The sequence below is a fragment of the Echinicola strongylocentroti genome (assembly GCF_003260975.1).
Taxonomy (GTDB): domain Bacteria; phylum Bacteroidota; class Bacteroidia; order Cytophagales; family Cyclobacteriaceae; genus Echinicola; species Echinicola strongylocentroti.
The window spans coordinates 6,041,646-6,056,640 of the sequence record NZ_CP030041.1; the positions used below are offsets into that span (position 1 = coordinate 6,041,646).

The following is a 14,995-nucleotide window of genomic DNA, read 5'->3' on the forward strand; positions in this document are numbered from 1 at the left end:
TCCTCAATGTTCCCTTTTGGGTTCATTGAGGATTATTTTTTAAAAACGCTTTAACGATGAGAATCTGAAGATTAATATACCTAGAGATACAAAGTTTTTACGAAAAAAGACAGCTGGTTTTAAAAGAAATGCTGAATTTTAGATTCTGCCATCTTGGCGACTAATAGAACTTATTTACACCCAAAATAATCTACTATCATGATGTTCCATCTAATGGAAAGGAAATATTGCTGCCTAAAGTGCCTCTATGGGATTATATTTTTTTCTTTTTTGGTGGGAAGTGTCAGGGCTAATAATTCTTCAATTTATCCCAGAGAACGGATAACTATAGCCAACGGACTTGCTCATAATGGAGTGACTTCTTTGTTACAGGATAAGTTTGGGTATTATTGGATCGGTACATACGATGGGTTGAACAGGTATGATGGAGCCGGTTTTAAAACCTATAGGAATACCTCAGAGCGGAGTTATTTGTTGAGCAATAGAATTCGGACATTGGAAGAGGATGATGAGGGGCGTATATGGATTGGGACTGACGAAGGGATTGCTATATACGATCAAGAGAAGCAATTGTTTTCCACCTTATACAGCCACCAAAACAACAGCAATCATCATAAAGGCCCGATAATCCGAGATTTGTTAGTGGATAAGAATAACAAACGGATCATTGCGGCAACAGAGGAATTTGGGGTCTTGTTGTTTGATGCGGATTTATCTTTCTTAGGTGAATTTACTCCAGATAATTTAAAAGATATTGACGGGTTCATTATTTACAATGTCGTAAAATACCACGACGACAAGTACTTGATAGCTACTACCGAAGGGGTGTATACTTTTCATGGTTCATCTGGGGAGTTTGTAAAGATCTCTTTGCCTCTTATCGATGCTGCTACCTATATTCTCCAACTTTCTGAAGGAAGGTTTGCAATAACTACCAGCACAGGAGTTAGAGTAATTGAAAATCGTAAGGAAAATTGGGAATTGGTAGCTTCATTTTTAGCCTCCGAAAATTTCAATTGCGTCGAAATTGATAAAAGAGGCCGAATGTGGTTAGGTACCGTAAACCAGGGGATCCGCCGGGTAGACAACCTACAGGAAGTTTTGGAAGGAGAAGAGCCGGCAGTCGTGTCAGAAGAGGGAGAGCAGGGATTTATTCGGACCAGTGGAATTTACAATACCAAAAATAATGGGATTTGGGTGACGACCTTTAATCATGGTTTATTAAGATTTGACTTGTATCCAAATTCATTTCACCAGGTTCCCAGACAACATAATTCCGTCGAACGGCTGCATACGAATGAAGTGCCTAATATCGCACCTTTAAGTCCCAACAGTGCATTTATGACTGCGCATCATGGAGGAAAGATATTATTTGATTTTAGCCAGCAACAATTTAGGGAACTGCCAGCCACAATGCCAGCGTCTATTCAGGATGATATTACGGGAGTATACAGTGATGAGCATGGTGCCGTTTGGTTCAAGAATAGGAATAATGAAATTACTGTGTTACGGGCAGATGGTACTTATGATCCTGCTCCGGTAATAGAGGAGATGCCAAGAGGCTTACGATTGGTAACTATGTGTGAAGATGGGGATGGGAATATATGGGTAGCGAATACAAAGGATTTTTACCGACTACAGTTGGATGGGGAAAGAAAGATCAAAGCTGTTCACAAGGTTACGGATCATTCTTTCTTTAAAAGCAAACCTATATATAAAATCAGGACACTGTATTATGACTCGGTCTATGATTATATGTGGGTAGGGACCGATACTGATGGGCTTTTCCGCATGAAGTTAGGTACATCCGAAGATCTTGACAGTGTGCAGGTGGACCAGTTTGTAAGTGATCCAAGTGATTTATTATCATTGCCCAGTAATTTTGTTTCAGCGATAGTTCGTCTTCCCAATGGAGAACTTTTTTTGGGAACCGAACGGGGAGGGATATGCAAAGTAAGAAATAGTGAAAAAGATAGCGTACAGTTCATCAATTATTCGGAGAAAAATGGGCTTTCGAATAATGTGGTAAAGAACATCTTATATGATGATGACTATAACCTTTGGATTTCAACCAATATAGGTCTAAATCGCTTTGATCCAAAAAGTCAGAATTTCAGGGTCTATAAGCGTTCAGACGGACTGCCATTTGAGGATTTTAGTTATGCAGCAGAAAAAATGTCTGATGGAACTATGGTTTTTTCGGGAATAAAGGGTATTTGTTATTTTCATCCAGATGATCTTAGTGATGAAGAACCTGTACCGCTGTTTCAGTTCGATAATTTGACAATATCAGGGCGATCCATCCTTCCTGGGGACAGTTTGAACGGTAGGGTTTTATTAGAGAAATCACTCTCTTCCACCGATAGGATAGATTTGGAATATGATGAAAACGTTTTTTCGATTGATGTGAATGCACTACATTATGGAAGTCCAGAAAACCATTATATAAAATACCAACTAAAGCCGATCAATGACCAATGGATACAGGTGAAGTCACATCAAAAAACCATCCACTTCAGTGGGCTGCAACCTGGAGAATACACTTTGCACACGATGGTGAGCAATTCCCTCAATGAATGGGGAAATCCGCGGACAATTACAATTGTGATCCATCCACCGTTTTGGAAAACACCGATTGCTTATTTGATCTATTCCTTATTACTGGGCTTGGTGATTTTGGGTATTATTTATATCATTATCCGATTTCAGAAGCTCCATCATAATATTGAAATCCATCGATTGGAAAAAGAGACGGAAGTCAAGCTCAATAATGCCAAGCTCCGTTTTTTCTCCAATATTTCCCATGAAATCAAAACACCATTGACCTTGTTACAAGGTCCAATAGAATTTTTAAGCCACCGATTTAAGTATGATATCGATGTGGTAGACAAATTGAATTTGGTCCAACGACAAGCTCATAAAATTTCGCTACTGGTAGATCAGGTGCATGATTTCCAGAGAGCGGAAGCGAATGTTTTGAAAATGCACTTGGATCAATTTAATTTTGATCATTTTTTATTAAAGATTTATCAGGATTACCATTTTATCACTGAGCAAGGTGATAAAAAAATACAAGTGATAGGCGGTGATGATCCCATAAATGTCAAGGCTGATACCGATAAATTGGAGAAAGTGATTAACAACCTTCTTTCGAATGCCATAAAATTCACCAATAAAGGAGATACCATAACGATTAAGTACCACAAAGAAGGAGAAAATCTAGCGGTATCGGTTTCAGACACAGGAACGGGAATACCCGACGTGGATCAAAGCAGTGTCTTTGATCGTTTTTTTCAAAGTACCTATAACAATTCCAGCACCATAGGTGGTTCGGGGATCGGTCTGGCGTTCACCAAAAGACTTGTGGAGATGCATTATGGTAGAATCTGGCTGGAAAGTAAAATCGGTGAGGGTACTACTTTTTATATAACCCTCCCCATCATCGATGACTCGGTATCGGACATAAACGACCGACATTACCATCAAAGTGAGTTTTTAAAAAGCGAAATGGAAGCCGAAACCACCAATCGATCCACTGTATTCGACTCTAGTCCGACGCCCTTCAGTACATCTTACGAAGGAGCCACGCTTTTTGTGGTAGAGGACAATACAGAAATGCAACAGTATCTTGAAGGCTTCTTGGGGCAGCAGTTCAATGTCAAGTGCTTTAACGACGGAAAAGAATGCCTGGATGCATTAGAGCATGAATGGCCTGATATAGTGATCAGTGATGTAATGATGCCCAATGTTAATGGTTTTGAACTCACCCATCAGATAAAGTCCAATATCAAGACCAGTCACGTACCCGTATTGTTGCTTACTGCTAGCCAAGCAGATCATGACAAGCTCCGGGGATATGAAGGAGGAGCAGATGCTTATCTCAAAAAACCCTTCGAGAGACAACATCTTTTGGTCAGAATTGAATCTCTGTTGCTTTCTAGGCATCAGATCAGGAAGAGATTTGAAATAGACCTGCCACTGACCATTACCAAGGAAGAAAGTAATGATCACGCCTTCTTGGACAAGTTATATTTCTTGATTGACCAGAACTTGGACAATCAAGACCTCGATTTGGATTCCTTTTCAAGGGAGTTGTATTTAAACAGAACGCATTTTTACCAAAAGGTGAAAGCCATAACTGGACAGACTCCTTATGAGCTACTTAAAAACTACAGGTTAAAGAAAGCTGCTCAAATTCTTTATGAAGGAAAGCACACGGTAAATGAGGTGTATATGATGACAGGGTTCAAAAGCCGAACGCATTTCGCCAAGATCTTTAAAGAGAAATACGGTAGCACTCCTGGGAAATATGCTCAAAAGATAGAAGAGACCATCAAATGAGGAATGTACAGGGAGGCTTGACTAATTAAAGCCAGAGGATGCTAAGACATAGAAAAAGTAACGTTAAACCCGGAATATGCATTAGCCTATCTGTTGCGACCTGAAACTGCTTCAAAATCAGTCGTTTCACTTTAGTTTTCGGCATAACCGTAGCGGTGCTACGCTAATGCCTCCAAACTAACTGATTTTCTTGCAATTTCAGCTCTCACTACGATTCCTAACGCATAATCCGGGTTTAAGCGTTGACTTGACCCTAGGCTACTGCGGTTTCCAATGTGCAAATCGGGGCAAAGTGCCAGCGGCACGATAAATTTAGTAACCTGCGGATTCATCCGCAGGAGCTTAAGCTCTCCTCAACCTCCCGAAGGAGTGCCATCGGCACGGATGATAGCTATGCCTACACGAAAAGGGTTTCCCTTCAAAACACTAAGCGCGTTTGCCCTGCGGATTTTCTTGTTTTGTGGTAGAAAATGGTAACCTTGATTAGTTGGGGGAAGGTGCGACGGTGTCCATTTGGAAGTATTTTTCCATAAGAAAAAGGTTTCATGAAAACATAGGCTGTGCTTGCTGAGATGTTCCCTTGTTGACCAATACCTTGAATGTAGACGAGGCTGCGGAGCTAACCAGAACCCCGGTTGATCAAATTTGGGACTTTGTTTACGCAGAGTTAACAGACATAGAGGATGTTCTTCCACCCGATTATTCGGATCCAAATGACAAAGGAAGGGTAACCTTGGGGGCAGCCCTAGCATTAAAGGCAAGAGCCATGCTTTATGCCGGAAGACATACTGAAGCAGCTGCGGCGGCTAAGCAGGTCATGGATCTTAATGTTTATTCATTACATCCAAGCTATGCAGATTTATTTAGTTATGGAGGTCAGGGTAATAGTGAGGTGATTTTTGACCATCAGTATTCCAAGGATATTTTCAGTTACCCATTTTATCAGCAGAACGGTCCACTGGGGATTAATGCTCAAGGTAATATGGCAGTGACCAGAAATTTGGTGGATGCTTACCCAACAGCAAATGGCCTACCCATAACTATGGATAATGCGTATAATGAATTTGACCCATACAGAAATAGGGATCCAAGATTAGCTGCCACTGTTTACCTGCCAGCATTCTCTGACGCTATTCCAGGAGACATGTTAGATGATGGTTCCGAAGATTTTGATCCAAGACCAGGATCGGGTACTGCTGATGAAATCAATGTGGATTACCAAAGAACAAAAACAGGATTTGGAGTTAGGAAATACTTGCAAGAAGAAGATTATACTGACCGTACCAATTGTGGAACTAACTTTATATTAATTCGATACGCTGATGTCCTGTTGATGTATGCTGAAGCCATGCTAGAATCCAATCAAGTAGATGCAAGTGTATATGACGCTTTGGACGAGGTGAGGGCTAGAGTAGGGTTTCCGGCATTGACTAGAGGTCAATCGATGGATGACTTACGGGAGATCATCAGGAATGAAAGAATGGCGGAGTTTGGACTGGAAGGTTTACGTCTTTTTGATATCAGGAGATGGAGGATAGCCGAAGATGTCATGACCGGAACAATTCCCGGTTTTAGATATATTGAGCCGGGAGAGTCCGACATTGTAGAATATGATTATCCAGGGGTAGTTCGTGTGTTTGATCCTGCCAGGGATTACCTATGGCCAATACCATTTTCGGAAACCACATTAAATTCGAACCTATCCCAAAATGACGGATACTAATCCTAATATTTATAAAATTTAACCCGGATTCAAAGGCGTTGAGAAAGTAAGGTAAGGTAGCCAACTTATTAAAGAACCACACTAGATACATAGGGTACAATAGTGAAAATGCGGTAATTAATAAACCCGAGGTAAGTCCTTGGGAATGTGAAAAAAACTCCTATTTCGCCATACCAAATTCAACGATATAGAAGCCTTCCGGAGTTAGAGGGAAATATGCATTCGCTTATCAATTAAAAAAAAATCAAGGTGTTGATGAAAAGTCAATAAACGGATATTCGATTATGCGCTTTCTTGCCAGTAGATTTTATGTCTCACAGAACGCACAGAATACTCAGAATGAAATAAGGCCTTTCTGAGAATTCAGCGGTTTATGTGAGCAACTATTTACTATTTCTGTGATTACTAGTGTCATTGCGGATTTACATAGACGAATATTAGTTGTATCAAAATGTGTATTGGTATTTTGGAGGGGAGTAGTTGAATAGGGCAAAACCGGAAAGTTGCATTTATGAAAAACAACTTTCCGGTGTTAAGGGGTTTAAGCATTAACAAGGGGTTCTCCTACTGTTGTTTGGGATACACCTTTTCATATTCTTCCAGTTCAGCTGGAGTTTTCTCTTTTAGCTTGCGGGGAGGAAGGTCAGTACGCTGCTCAATGGCAGAGGCTGCTTCATCGGTAAACGAATTGTTTCCCTGATTATCCTTGACAAGATAAAAGGCATCATAAAGCTTTCCGGTGGCCGTATGGGCACGGTAGGTCAACTTATTGTCCTTGATGGTGATGAACTGGTAGAGTTGGGTTTCCGAAGCGGCCCGGTCCATCCATTTATCGGTGGTCAGCTCGTACATTTTTGGACCACTGACAGAGACTACGTATACTGGGCCCTTTCCCTTACCGGGTTTGCCGGAGACTCCCGTAGACAGGTTGTGTCCCCGACCATAGGTATGGTCATGGCCCTGCAATACCAAATCCACACCGTAAGCTTCGAACAAGGGTTGGAAGGTTTCCCGGAATTCCTCGTTGTCCCTTCCTGAGCTGGATGAGTAAATGGGATGGTGGAAGGTAATGATCGTCCAGTCCTGGGTGTTTTCCTGAAGGATCCTTTCCAGCCATTCCTTTTGCCTGTGACGTGAGCTGTCGTTCAGTACGATTTCCTGTGAATTGAGCGAAATGATCCTGGCATTGCCATAGTCGGTATAGTAGACCGTTTCCTCAAAACCCGTTGGGCCGTTGAGTGGAAGGTTGAACTGCTTTCTCCAATGGATATCGAGCACTAGTTCCCCATTCTCGTTCCGGTCATATTCGTGGTTACCGGGAGTAGGTATACTGGGGATCATGGCATGGACGAAGCCACCGGCATGGTTCCATTCGCCCCATTCCGTATCGGCATGTGTTCGGTTGATCAGGTCACCGGCATGGAGCATAAATGCGGCATCGGACATGGAGCTGTAGGCCTGCCTGATCACCCTGGACCAACGGGATTTGAGGTCGTTTTGGGCGTCTCCAAAATAGATAAAGGAAAATCCCCCTGGTTCTTCTGGTGCAGTTTTGAAGTGGAACCACTCGCTCCAGTGGTTCTCAAAACCCACCCGGTAGGCATATAGCGTTCCGGGTGTCAGGTTATCGAAGGAAACGGTATGGTAAAGCGAGCTATCACCCTCCTGAACCAGCAACTCCGCTGTAGAAGGATAGCTTTTTGCAGACTCTTCGAGATGGGGAGAGTCGGGAGCTACCGTAATCTCGGCAGTCCCCTGTGGAACCTGTGTGTTGGTCCTCCAGGAAACCGCCTGGCTGTGGCGAGGGTCGCCGTTCCAGGTCAGTACGATCCGGTCCGGAAAAGGGCTGGGGGCAAAATCCTGGGCAGTTAATTGCCCAAGGCCCATTAAAAGGGCAAGGATGGTTAGGAGTGAAATTGACTTCATGTTGTTTTATTCAATTATTGATCAGTAGGTTTTAAATCTCAGACCCACCTGTCCCCATCTACCGTAAACGGCGTCGTTTTGGGGACGCCCGTCCCGATAGATGTCTGAAATGGGTTCGTTGGTAAGGTTATTGACCCCTACAAAAAGGCTCAACCGTTCGGTAAGCTGCTGGGAGGCAGAGAAATCCAGTTGGTTTCTGCCCTTCTCCTGAAGGTCGTTATCAGGGTTTTCAGCCAGTTCGGAATTGAAGGTGCCGTAAAAGTACATGGAAATCCTGCCAGAAAAACCGAATTTTTCATAGGAGACGGATACATTGCCTACATGGGGACGCATTTCAGGAAGCTTAACGGTTCTTGTAGATTGTGCCCCGGGGATTTCAAACTCACTGTTTACATAAGTGTAGTTGGCATAGATGCCCAACCCATTCCAGACACCAGGGAGGAAGGTAAGTTGCTGCTGCCAAGCTAGCTCAAATCCCCTTGCAATGGCATTGGCACCGTTGACCGTCTGGTTGATCGTATAACCGTCATATGTGCCGTCTTCTTGGATGTAGGAGCTTTCGTAGATATAGTCGTTGATGTTTTTTATAAATACGCCCCCTGACAGGATGCCCACCGATTTGAAATAATGTTCAAAAAGGATATCGTAATTGACGGCAGTGGATTGGATCAGGTCTGGATTGCCCATTTTGACACGGCTTCTTCGGGTTTCCACTTCTTCCCAAGGGACTAGGTCGTAATAACTAGGCCGGGAAAGGGACCTTGTTACCGCGCCCCTGATATTGGTCCTGCTGCCAATGGCATAACGGAGGTTGATCGATGGAAACCATCCGTCGAAGGTCCGGTCGGTCGATGCAGGAGAAGTGCTTACATAATTGCCCTGGTCATCAAAGTTCACGCGGTTACCCTCATAGTCAAAGCCTGTCTTTTCATAACGTATCCCTGTAATCACTTGAAGATCATTGATATTGAGCTCGGTCATGGCATAGGCGGCGGCAAGGTACTCGGTTCCCTCGAAGGAATCCGGATCTGTATTTTGGCGGGTATAGGTCTCGTTGTCACTGAACAGCTCGGGGTGCTCGTTGTAATATTCCTCCATGGCCTCTGCCTCCGGAAAACGCCCCATATTATAGGCGCCTTCATAATGGTCCTCCTTGCTATATCCAGAAAGATAGTCGCTCAGGACAAAATTTCCTTCGTCCAGGTCATGGAGAAAATAGTTTCTGGACCGGTCGTTGTACTTGAGTTTCCCGCGTCCACCAAATTTCACATTTCCTTTGTGCTTTCCCAATTGATAGGGTTTGCTGATGTTCAGGGTCAGCTGGCCATCTCGGTCAAGGGATTTGTCATGGCGGTTGATATACCTGCTCGTGGTGAATTCATCTGTATCATAGGGATCTGCTTCGCTGAATTCAAATTGCGGGGTGACGGGATCTTGCAGGTTCAGGCCCGCAGAGAGACCGTTGCGTTCAAAAGCAGCACTGTAATAGATCGGTTGGTCGTATTTTCCTTGTGAAAGAGTAAGGTCATACTCCACCTTCATGTCACCGAAATAGCTTTTTCCTCCCAATGATGCCTGCAAAAGATTCTTGTGGTAATCCCTCCAGTTGCCCGATTGGGTGATGCGAAGATCCTGTACTTGGTCAGCACTGGTGTATTCGCCGATATTGAAGATGCGCTCCAAGCGGTTTTGGATTTCATAGTACAGGTTATAGGAACCTCGGAGATAAAGCTCTGACCTGTCATTCGGGTAATATTTGAACTCACCGTTGATGGCCAGGTTGTCCCGTTTGATCTCATAGCCGTCAAGGTCGAGGTTGCTCAGGTAAGTGGATTCGGTACCGTTTACGGTATAGGTGTCGTAATCCTTTTCTACACGGTCTTCTCCCCGCCAGTTGCGGGCATAACTTGCACCAATGATGTAGCTGGTCTTGCCCTTTCGCTCACCAAAGGTCAGGCCAGCATCATAAGTGGCCTTGTTTACCAGGCCGTTGTATCCTCCGGCCAGTTTTGCATCGAATAGCTTTTCGTCCTTGGCGGGGGACTTGGTGATGATGTTTACCGCGCCACCTGTGCCATCTGCATCCCTGTCTGGGGTCAAGGTCTTGATGACCTCAATGCTCTCAATGGAATTGGCAAGAATGCCGTTCAGGTCGGTGTCCCTTCCTCCCGCACCGGTGGATGGCAGACGTGTGCCATTAAGGGTCATTGAACTAAGGTCCTGGCTCAGTCCCCGGATGATGATGTCTCGCGGGATGCCATAGCTGTAGCCTACCGCCACGCCGGGAACCCGTTGGAGGGACTCACTGACGGTAAGGTCGGGAAAGCGTTCGATCTGCTCCTGCGACATGACATATTTGATGTTCTCGGCATTTTTCATGCTGTTGAGTGCCTTTACTTCTCCACGCCTGATACCGGTAATGGTGACACCATCCAATTCGCTGACAGTGGAATTCAACTGGACCTTGATTTCAGCGGTCTCCTCGGGGAAGATGGATACATTTTTTTCTGCAGGTTCATATCCCATGTAGCTGATCAGCAGGGTTTGGGTGCCGGTGGGGACTTCAGGAAAATAGAACTTGCCCTGCTCATTGGTCAAGGTATATTTATCGGATCCCTTGAAATGGACCGTGGCGTAGGGAAGGGGCATGTGGTCGGGAAGTCCCGTGACGGTTCCCTTTAGGCTTCCCGTAGCAGGGAGGGATTTGCTGTGCCGAACCACGGCAATCTGATCGGAAACTACCTTGTAGTCAAGCCCATTGGGCAGGAGCACCCTGTCAAGTACCTGGGACAGGGGAGTGGTCGATACCGAAAGGGAGATATGCTTTTCAAGGCCCGGCAATTGATTGTTGTAAATAAAGCCGATCTGGTAATCCTTATCGATTTGATCCAGAACGGCTCGCAAGGGTTGGTCAGCAACTGAAACGGAGACTTCCTTGTTCAAAAGGCCAATAGCCCCTGCTTGGGAGGTAAAAGGATGGCTCAGGAACAAAAACATTGCTCCAACTATCATGGCAATGCTCTTTTTTGTAATTAATTTCATAATTTTGACAAAGTTTTAAATTGGAATGATTTGAAACGGATGCTTTGTACAAAGCGAGGTGCTGGATGTGGTGCAAACACGTCCGGCACTCTTTTTTTTGGTGTTACATAGGCGTTGTTTTTTGGATCAGCAATTATGGCCATACAGGTGTACTTTTTTACCCTCTATTTTATATTCTATGGCCAGGGTGGTGGCCAGTAGTTCCATCAATGCGGACAGGGACTGTTTTTTGACCCTTCCCGACAATTGGCAGTTCTTGAGCTGTTCGTCATGGAAGATGAACCTGACACCGAACCTCCTTTCCAATGTCCCGGCAAGCGTCCCCATGGTCATCTGATCCAAAAAGTACTCCTCGTTTCTCCAGGAACTGTACCTTTCGGCATTTACGGATGCTTTGGCCATGGGGGAGTCGCTGTCTTCTAGGATCGCCTGTTCGTTTGGATAAAGGATCATTTCCTTCTTGGTTTGGGAGGAGGAAGCAGCAGTGGTTTGTTGTACCAGTACCTTGCCCGTGGAAACCGTTATGGCGGTAGGGTCCCTGTGATAAGCAGCAATATTAAATGAAGTGCCCAGCACAGTGGTCGTCATCATTGGGGTACTGACCACAAAAGGACGTGAAGCATCGGGCTGGACCTCGAAAAAGGCTTCCCCGAGCAAGGTAACCTGCCGTGATCCGGAAGGGAAATGTTTGGGGTAGCTTACCGTACTTCCTGCATTAAGCCAAATGATGGAGCCGTCTTCCAACTGGATCGTGGAAGTCTGTCCAAATGAGGTGGTTTTCTCGACCATCTCCAAGGCAGGGCTTTTGTGTAGGGAAGCATACAAAATATAGGAAACGGCCAAAGCCAGCAACAGTGACGCGGCGATATTGACCAATGGTAAACGACGGGTGGTTTTGCTGGAGATAGGCCGAGGTTTTATGCGGTTTTTGACCTCCTCTTTTTTGCCCATAAGATGCGTGTCCCACTGGGTGGTCCGTTGGGATTCCATTTCATAGAATTCCTCTACCAGTTTTTTCCGGTTTTCAGGTAACGTTCCCTTCAGGTAATTTTCTAATAATTGCTGTTCTTTGCTCTTCATGGTGCTTGCCCTGTTCACCTATATAGACCGGCTTGGCAGGCAATGCACTCATGGGAAAAAGCGGATTTAACCATTGTTTAACCTAGGTAACCTTTCCTTAATACCAGCCATTGGAAATATGCCAGCACAATAGATAGGGAAGGACTTCACGGAGGTGTTTGATGGCGCGGTACAATTGGTTCTCCACGGTCCGGTTGCTGAGCATGAGTTTTTTGGCGATTTCGCTGTTGGACATGTTGTTGAACCTACTGAGGATAAAAATTTCCCTGCACCTTTCGGGAAGGTGCTCCAAGGAGTCCAACACCTGGCTTTCCAGCTCCTTTGCATCCATCTCGTCTTCTGCATGGTAGAGTAGTTCCAATGTCGAAATGGTATTGAGATGGCGTGTCTCCAGCTTTTGTTTGGCAAGAATCTTAAAGGCACCGTTGCGGGCGCTTGTCTGGAGGTAGCTGTTGAAATGGTTGATCTGGATGGTATCCCTGTTTTGCCATATTTTCAAAAAAACATCCTGGACAATATCCTCGCTGGTGGCAGGGTCACGAAGCAGGCTGAAAGACTTTAGGTACAGCGTTTCCCAATGCCTGTTGAACAGCTCGTCAAAAGCAAAGGTGTTTCCCTCTTTTATAAGGACTAGCAGTTCCTGGTCTGAATAATGGTCAAAGGGCATGGGTGGGTGCTTTATTCCACCAAATAAAGCATATAGTTTTCACACAAATTGCTTTTGACCAGTTAAGGTTTTATTAAAGATTTATTTTTTTGGTGTAAGGGGGGAATCATAAAACATTAAAATTATCTGCTTTTTTTAAAGGTCATATAAGAATAAATATTCGAAATAGAATAGTTTATTGTTATGTAATATCAGCATGTTATGTAATTAAATGTCTCTATACTGATATTATTTTTGCTTATATATTGCTTTTGTTTACAGTTAAATATAAAATATGTTTCGTTAACTTATTATTAAATTTTCAATTTATATATTACCGATAACGATTACTACAATAAAGTTTGCGGATTTTAAGAGTATTCAACCAGTTGCCCGATCTTAAAATCAATCTAACCATAAATTTTAATTGGCATGTCTACTCAGAAATTGTCGGAACATGACTGTGTTAAATGGTCGGAATCTTCACGTGAAGATGATAGTAATAAGTACGGTCATATGACCGATGCGGAACTCTGGGAAATCTTTAGGAGTGGGGATGAAAGTGCCTTTGTACATATATACAATATGTATTTTGAGGAGCTATGTCATTATGGGGTACAATATGTCCAGCTCCCAATTGTAGAGGATTGTGTCCAAGACTTATTTGTAGACCTAAGAAGGAAAAGAGGGAAACTTCCCGCCATTAAAAAGACAATAAGGCTATTTCTATTTCAGGCGTTGAAGCATAGGATATTTAATGTATTGAAAAAGAATTCGCCGGAATATCGTTCTGAGATGACAGGTTGCAAATTTGGTGTAACTGTCTCCCACGAGTCACTTTTGATCATGAACCAGCAGCAAAAAGAAACCCTCCAAAAATTGGAAAAAGCTCTTTCCAGTCTCAGTGAAAAGCACCGAGAAGTAATCTACCATTATTTTTATAAAGGAATTGGGTACGAAGAGCTAAAAGAAATTATGGGATATGACCATGTTAAATCAGCCAGAAATATGGTTTATAAAATCGTCACTGTACTGAAAAGGGTGATTACTCTAACCAGTACGGCAATGATTATATTTTTATCATAAGGAAAAATAAATTTATTTTTTTCATATCAATGTGATGTCATTCTTAAGTTCTACTTGTCTATAGGTTAAAAGGACAAGTAACGGTGAAGAAAAGTAAATACGACATCAGCTATTTTTTATCGAATCAATATTTTGTTGATTGGGTAAGGCACCCACGACAAGAAAGTGAAGAGTTTTGGGACAATTGGCTTAGAAATCACCCTGAAAGCCAATCCTCATTTCAACTGGCAAAAGGCATTTTGGAGAAGATGGAATTTGGCGGTGATCCAGATATTGGTAAAAGAAAAGAAGATATTTTGGGTCAAGTCTTAAAGGATCAGCCCAGTGCCTATTTCAATGAGGGGCAAGGTAAGCAGTGGGGGTTTTCAAGAGTTTTGCCATGGGGCTTTCGATTGATAGCTGCAAGTGTCCTAGTAATACTAGCGGCAACTTTTATCCTATCCTCCTTTCCAGTCACGAGCTTATACCAAGAATCCACTCCCATTGCTTTCGTAGTAAAGAAAAATCCCAAAGGACAAAAATCGGCATTTTACCTTCCTGATAAAACCCAGGTGGTGCTTAATGCTGGCAGTAAGATCAGCTACCCTGAGTCATTTGGAAAGAAAAATAGGGAAGTGTTTTTGGAAGGGGAAGCTTATTTTGATGTTACCCATGATCAAGATAAGAAATTCTTAGTGCATGCCGGTGAAGTGGTAACCCAAGTACATGGTACTTCTTTTATCGTATCAGCTTATAACAACGAGCAGGTAAATATTGCATTGGAAAGAGGATTGGTGTCCGTCTATCCATTGGACACGAAAGAGCCTGTTATTCCGCAATACATAAAGCCCGGGGAGATGATTGCTGTTCGTCAGGAATTTGAGCATTCGGTCAAGAGTACATATGATTACGAGCAACAGTTCGGCTGGAAAGAAGGCAAGCTAGTTTTCAGAGGAACAAATATGCCCACCTTGGTAAAAACCCTAGAGCGCTGGTATGGAGTTGAAATTACAGTTGTCGGCAAGCCATCAGAAGACTGGAAAGTCAGCGGTGTTTTCCATAACGAAAGCTTAAAAAATGTGCTGGAAGGCGTGAAATACGCACGAAACATCTCCTATCAAATCCATGGACATAACGTCATCATCAATATACAACCATAAAACAGTAAGTTA

8 protein-coding genes are annotated in these 14,995 nt (G+C 43.5%); 4 read left to right on the forward strand and 4 right to left on the reverse strand.

Annotated elements, in window-relative coordinates:
• Positions 1-213 precede the first annotated feature (213 nt).
• Positions 214-4,341, forward strand: coding sequence for a hybrid sensor histidine kinase/response regulator transcription factor (locus DN752_RS23590; protein ID WP_262511708.1), 4,128 nt, complete (start codon positions 214-216; stop codon positions 4,339-4,341).
• Between the two features lie 583 nt (positions 4,342-4,924).
• Positions 4,925-6,064, forward strand: a complete 1,140-nt coding sequence (locus DN752_RS23595; RefSeq protein WP_162633345.1) for a RagB/SusD family nutrient uptake outer membrane protein — start codon at positions 4,925-4,927, stop codon at positions 6,062-6,064.
• 564 nt (positions 6,065-6,628) lie between these two features.
• Here DN752_RS23595 and DN752_RS23600 read toward each other — a convergent pair.
• The 4 genes from DN752_RS23600 to DN752_RS23615 all read right to left on the reverse strand — a co-directional run bounded on the left by DN752_RS23600 (position 6,629) and on the right by DN752_RS23615 (position 12,779).
• On the reverse strand, positions 6,629-7,990 hold the full coding sequence (locus DN752_RS23600; protein ID WP_112786255.1) for a purple acid phosphatase family protein: 1,362 nt from the start codon (positions 7,988-7,990) through the stop codon (positions 6,629-6,631).
• A 21-nt stretch (positions 7,991-8,011) separates the two neighbouring features.
• The gene (locus DN752_RS23605) at positions 8,012-11,032 is read right to left on the reverse strand and encodes a TonB-dependent receptor (protein WP_112786256.1); all 3,021 of its coding nucleotides are present in this window, start codon (positions 11,030-11,032) and stop codon (positions 8,012-8,014) included.
• 126 nt (positions 11,033-11,158) lie between these two features.
• Entirely contained in the window at positions 11,159-12,112 is a 954-nt protein-coding gene (locus tag DN752_RS23610; protein WP_162633346.1) for a FecR family protein, read from the reverse strand.
• Positions 12,113-12,209: 97 nt separating this feature from the next.
• The gene (locus DN752_RS23615) at positions 12,210-12,779 is read right to left on the reverse strand and encodes an RNA polymerase sigma-70 factor (RefSeq protein WP_112786258.1); all 570 of its coding nucleotides are present in this window, start codon (positions 12,777-12,779) and stop codon (positions 12,210-12,212) included.
• A 411-nt stretch (positions 12,780-13,190) separates the two neighbouring features.
• On the opposite strand from DN752_RS23615, the gene DN752_RS23620 reads away from it, so the two are divergent.
• Together DN752_RS23620 and DN752_RS23625 are read left to right on the forward strand one after the other, a co-directional pair.
• Entirely contained in the window at positions 13,191-13,844 is a 654-nt protein-coding gene (locus DN752_RS23620; RefSeq protein WP_112786259.1) for an RNA polymerase sigma factor, read from the forward strand.
• Between the two features lie 83 nt (positions 13,845-13,927).
• A complete protein-coding gene (locus DN752_RS23625) occupies positions 13,928-14,983 on the forward strand; it encodes a FecR family protein (protein WP_112786260.1) in 1,056 nt (351 codons plus the stop codon).
• Positions 14,984-14,995 lie beyond the last annotated feature (12 nt).

What these genes read in the sequence shown, in the direction of transcription:
- DN752_RS23610 (WP_162633346.1), bottom strand. Translation starts at nt 12,112, where the DNA reads ATGAAGAGCAAAGAACAGCAATTATTAGAAAATTACCTGAAGGGAACG.
- DN752_RS23600 (WP_112786255.1), bottom strand. Translation starts at nt 7,990, where the DNA reads ATGAAGTCAATTTCACTCCTAACCATCCTTGCCCTTTTAATGGGCCTT.
- DN752_RS23615 (WP_112786258.1), bottom strand. Translation starts at nt 12,779, where the DNA reads ATGCCCTTTGACCATTATTCAGACCAGGAACTGCTAGTCCTTATAAAA.
- DN752_RS23620 (WP_112786259.1), top strand. Translation starts at nt 13,191, where the DNA reads ATGTCTACTCAGAAATTGTCGGAACATGACTGTGTTAAATGGTCGGAA.
- DN752_RS23605 (WP_112786256.1), bottom strand. Translation starts at nt 11,032, where the DNA reads ATGAAATTAATTACAAAAAAGAGCATTGCCATGATAGTTGGAGCAATG.
- DN752_RS23590 (WP_262511708.1), top strand. Translation starts at nt 214, where the DNA reads ATGGAAAGGAAATATTGCTGCCTAAAGTGCCTCTATGGGATTATATTT.